Raw genomic sequence first — 4,081 nt, 5'->3', positions numbered from 1 at the left:
CGCAGCCAATCGGCACCAGGTATGCGAACCCGTGAAGTGGTACGGAAAGCAACCCACGTGGTGCCGAACCAACTCACAACCAGATCACTAGCAGGCGTCCAGCAGCGCCGGCGCCCCCCGCTGCTTGTGAGTCACACGCACAAGACAAACCAACAAGCATGAGATTGAAGAGGTTTCGATCAAAGGGTGGCAAGGACAGCCGCATAAAGATTCCCCAGGAGCGTTCCAAGGACGATCGACTCGACACAGTACGAGGGGAACGAAAACCGAGCTACAGGTCCGCCTGACCGCTACACAGGCTGATACCGGTACGTCACCCTGGTGCCTACTAGCGCGGCTACCCCCCAGCCCGCCGGCTACTACTCAGTCCGGGCATCCCGCCACGCCCTGTCGAAGGAGTCCCTCCCGGGCCAGAATGAGGTATCAGCCCGGTCATCGGGCCAGGGAGCGCCGTCAGGAACGGGCTACAGCCGCGTCAACTTTGTGCTCGAGACGGATTAGTGCTGCGACAGGGCTCGGTCTGGGGAACTGGGAGAGGAGACGTTCGAAACGTTTTCGACGTGTGGAGCAAACCGTCTTCGGATGTCGTTGGAACGAACTAGTGAGAGCGGGATGACGACGAGGACGGCAGCGCCGGCCCCGGCTACGGTTGCACTACCCCACCATGCGCCGGTTACTGTCGTAATGAGGCCAGCGGAGGCGCTGCTCCACCCGAGATGGAAGCGGCGGCGCGGGGTCATGGGAGTAATTACTGTTTTGCGGCCAGTTCGCCCGGTCCACGATGCATAATGACGTCCCAGGAGCCACTCGCGGAACATGGCACGTGTGTAAAGGTACTTGTTGTAGAAATTCAAAATGGTATATGGCCAGAATCCCAGCATGGCCTTCTGCCAGCCTACTACGCGTGATACCAGATACGTGGTTACTGCAGTGTGCACGAGGAACCAATAACCCATGTAGCGAAACATGGACAAATGCTGCCAGGTGACAAGGTTGTAAATAACCACGAAAAGCCACCACCACAGCGTCACCAGGTCGAATAATGCTGTGCCAACGGTGAGTACGGAGCGCCAATTGCACATCAGGCGCCGATAGTGTGCAACATTCTGGAAGTAGCCAGCTGCCCAACGGGGCATCTGCGCCTTGTATTCCTGCCATGTCGCCGGGTCAATGGTGCGGGTCAACGCCTTGGCGGTATACCATGTCTTGTAACCGTGTTCGTGGAGTTTCCATGTGATATCCATGTCGGCGCTGATCAACCCATTGGGGAATCCTCCGACTGCCCTGACTACACTGGTGCGAAATGCGTACGAGGCGCCGGTCAATACTTGAATACGGCCAACCTGGCGCTGGCACAGGCGCCACCATTGACTGCCTAAACTGTAGGCAAAACGTCGAGCTTCGATGAAGAACCCCGACTCTTGGAGCGGAAGGATCGACGAGCATGTGGCGTCGTATCCCCTCTCGAGATCCGCAACCATCAAACCAATGCAGTCAGGCTCGGGACGGGAATCACCATCGAAACCGACAATCACGTCCGTAGCGATATACGGAAGCGCGGCATTCTGATTGGCTGCCTTGTCACTAAAATCCGTCTCCAGTACGAGCGTTGCCCCTGTTTGCCGGGCGAGGTCGGCCGTTCGGTCCGTGCACGAGTCTGCGACCACAATGAGCTGTGCGATTGGGTAGGGCTGGTCCAGGACGGCCCGGACCAGCTCCCCGATCGTCGCTTCCTCGTTGTGCGCGGGAATGAGGACTGCGACCGTCAGCATCATCCCCGGCCTCTCCCCGTCAGGAAGCGCATAGCAACGCCTATGGCACTGATTGTCACGGCAACTGCGGTCAACACCATCGCTCCCATACCTGTGTGCGCTAACCCGTTGTACATGGTCTGGCCTCCTCGTCGTGGGCTCTCAGAGCCTTTCGATATGCGGGCCATCAGGCATGACGCCCCGGGTGTCCAACACATATGTGGCTTCTTCGGCGATCTGCGCGAGATCGAACTCCGGGTGCGCCGTGAGTAACACAACAGCGTCGTATGTCCCATAGGGCATGCGTGCACGAAGGCGGTGCGCTGCATCAGCAACATAGGGGTCCATGGCGTCGACACAGGCTCCTTTGCGCTCAAGCTCGGAGACGACCGCGATGGCCGGCGACTGCCGCGAGTCGGCGACGCCGGCCTTGTATGCAAGCCCAAGCACCAAGACCCTGGCGCCCTTGAGAGCCTTACCTTCTCGGGAGTTGAGGGCGTCCTGAACGCGACTGACAACGTAAGCCGGCTGCGCCTCGTTAATTTCCTGAGAAAGCTCAACCAACCGGAATGGCTCTCCGTACTGCGTCCTGACATGATGGCTTAAATACACAGGGTCGACTGGAAGGCAGTGCCCTCCGACTCCGGGTCCAGGATTGAATCTCATGAAGCCAAATGGCTTCGATTCGGCAAGGCCGAGAGTGCGCCAGACGTCCACGCTCAGTGTGTGTGCCACGCGGCAGAGTTCGTTGACGAGGGCAACGTTGACATGGCGAAACGTGTTCTCGAATACCTTAGCCAGTTCAGCCTCTTCGAGGGTTTCCGCCAGAACAACTTCCTTCGTGATGCCGGCGTAAAATGCTTGCGCTCTATCCCGGCATCTTTTGGTAAGTCCAGAAACGATTTTTGGCGTGTTCGCGAATGTCCACTGTTCATTGCCTGGATCGATACGCTCCGGACTGAACCCCAGGTGAAAATCGACCCCCGCTCGCAGCCGAGACCGAGTCTCCAGGATGGGCAATACAACCTTTCGGGTAGTGCCAGGATGACTGGTTGACTCCAGAATGACCAATGAGCCTTTACGCAAGTTATAAGCGAGGGATTCTGTAGCCCTTCTTACAGCGTCGAGCTCCGGAACCTGATCCCTTAATGGGGTCGGCACGGCGATAACTGCGATATCGAAATCAGCAAGTAACTCATTTTTTTGCGTCGGCTGATACCGGCCAGTTTCAAGAGCCGCCTGGAGGGCCTTTCCCGGGACATCTTCAACGTAAGACTCACCGACACACAGTCGCTTAAAACGTGTTAAATCAGGCTCGAACCCAATCACATCATGGCCTGCCTCTGCAGCAGCCATTGCCAAAGGCAGGCCAACATAGCCCTGCCCCATAATGGCGACTTTCACTGCTCCCCCAGGTGCATATTGATGAACCCAGGCCAGAACTCACATGAGCGCCGCCGGATTATGCAGACATGTAAGCGGATAGGGATAATTTGGAATATCGAGGACTGTAAAGAAAGCATCGCCACTCCTTGTCCGCGAGAGAGCCTTCGCTTCGTGTTTGGTCAAGACCTCGACGAGGCGCACACTGAGGCACTCTCACAGCAAGAGAGAGGAACGACATATATATGACGATATACTCACCCGATTGCAGTACGACTGACCTCGATGGCCGCGGCAGGCATTGTCATGTTGAGCGGTAGCTCTGTCCGGTAGCACGACCGTCCGCTTGGTCGGATTGCCGAAGGGGCTGCTGGTGGACGCATCGGCGTATCGGGGCTTCCGCTTCCCGCCGGAGATCATCTCTCACTGTGGCAGAGGCGGGCGTGGGGTTGGTGGCGGCGCCAGATGGACCACCACAGCAGGTGGTCGGGGTGGCGGAAGGATCAAGGCCCGTAGCAGGCGGAGGTGCCCGTCAATTTTGCCGGAGCACCAGATGATCAAGAAGGAACACCCGGAGGGGGGAACCACCGATCTCCTTCTTGATCACCTGACCGAGCACTCGCCGCCCGAGGGCGCCTTGGTTATGCAGCCGTCCGCAACCGCTCCATCGACTGGGCATGCCGTCCTGTGAGGCGGGGCGCGCCGTAAGCAAGGCGTTCATGCGGCGAATCCGATATTGGTGACGTATTCATACTGGCCCCACTCGGAGCCGAGATCGATCACCGCGTCGCTGATCCACGCTTCGTCCAAGGCTTGCGTGTCATCGTTGGCCCATGCCTCGATAACACGGTCCCAGCCTCGTTGTTTCACGACGCCGAGCGGTTGATCGTGCGCCCGTGATGTCGTGTTCGTTCCTGTCGGGGGCGTTGGTCCGGCAGGTTCGCGCG

2 protein-coding genes and 1 pseudogene are annotated in these 4,081 nt (G+C 58.4%); all 3 read right to left on the bottom strand.

All coding sequences use genetic code 11. The annotated features are described in order from the left end of the window. Positions 1 to 497 precede the first annotated feature (497 nt). Positions 498 to 1,775: a glycosyltransferase family 2 protein gene (locus tag ACZ7NC_RS44765; RefSeq protein ID WP_471497989.1), complete on the bottom strand. Its 1,278-nt coding sequence runs from the start codon at positions 1,773 to 1,775 to the stop codon at positions 498 to 500. 138 nt (positions 1,776 to 1,913) lie between these two features. Then, the gene (locus tag ACZ7NC_RS44760) at positions 1,914 to 3,155 is read right to left on the bottom strand and encodes a nucleotide sugar dehydrogenase (RefSeq protein WP_471497985.1); all 1,242 of its coding nucleotides are present in this window, start codon (positions 3,153 to 3,155) and stop codon (positions 1,914 to 1,916) included. A gap of 696 nt (positions 3,156 to 3,851) precedes the next feature. After that, positions 3,852 to 4,081, bottom strand: a pseudogene (locus tag ACZ7NC_RS44755) (hypothetical protein); the annotation flags it as partial.

Source organism: Streptomyces sp. NPDC111802, from assembly GCF_055634335.1.
This window is presented reverse-complemented; position numbering and strand designations above follow the sequence as displayed.

Coding starts and splice junctions, on each gene's coding strand:
- ACZ7NC_RS44765 (WP_471497989.1), bottom strand. CDS start 1,775: ATGATGCTGACGGTCGCAGTCCTCATTCCCGCGCACAACGAGGAAGCG.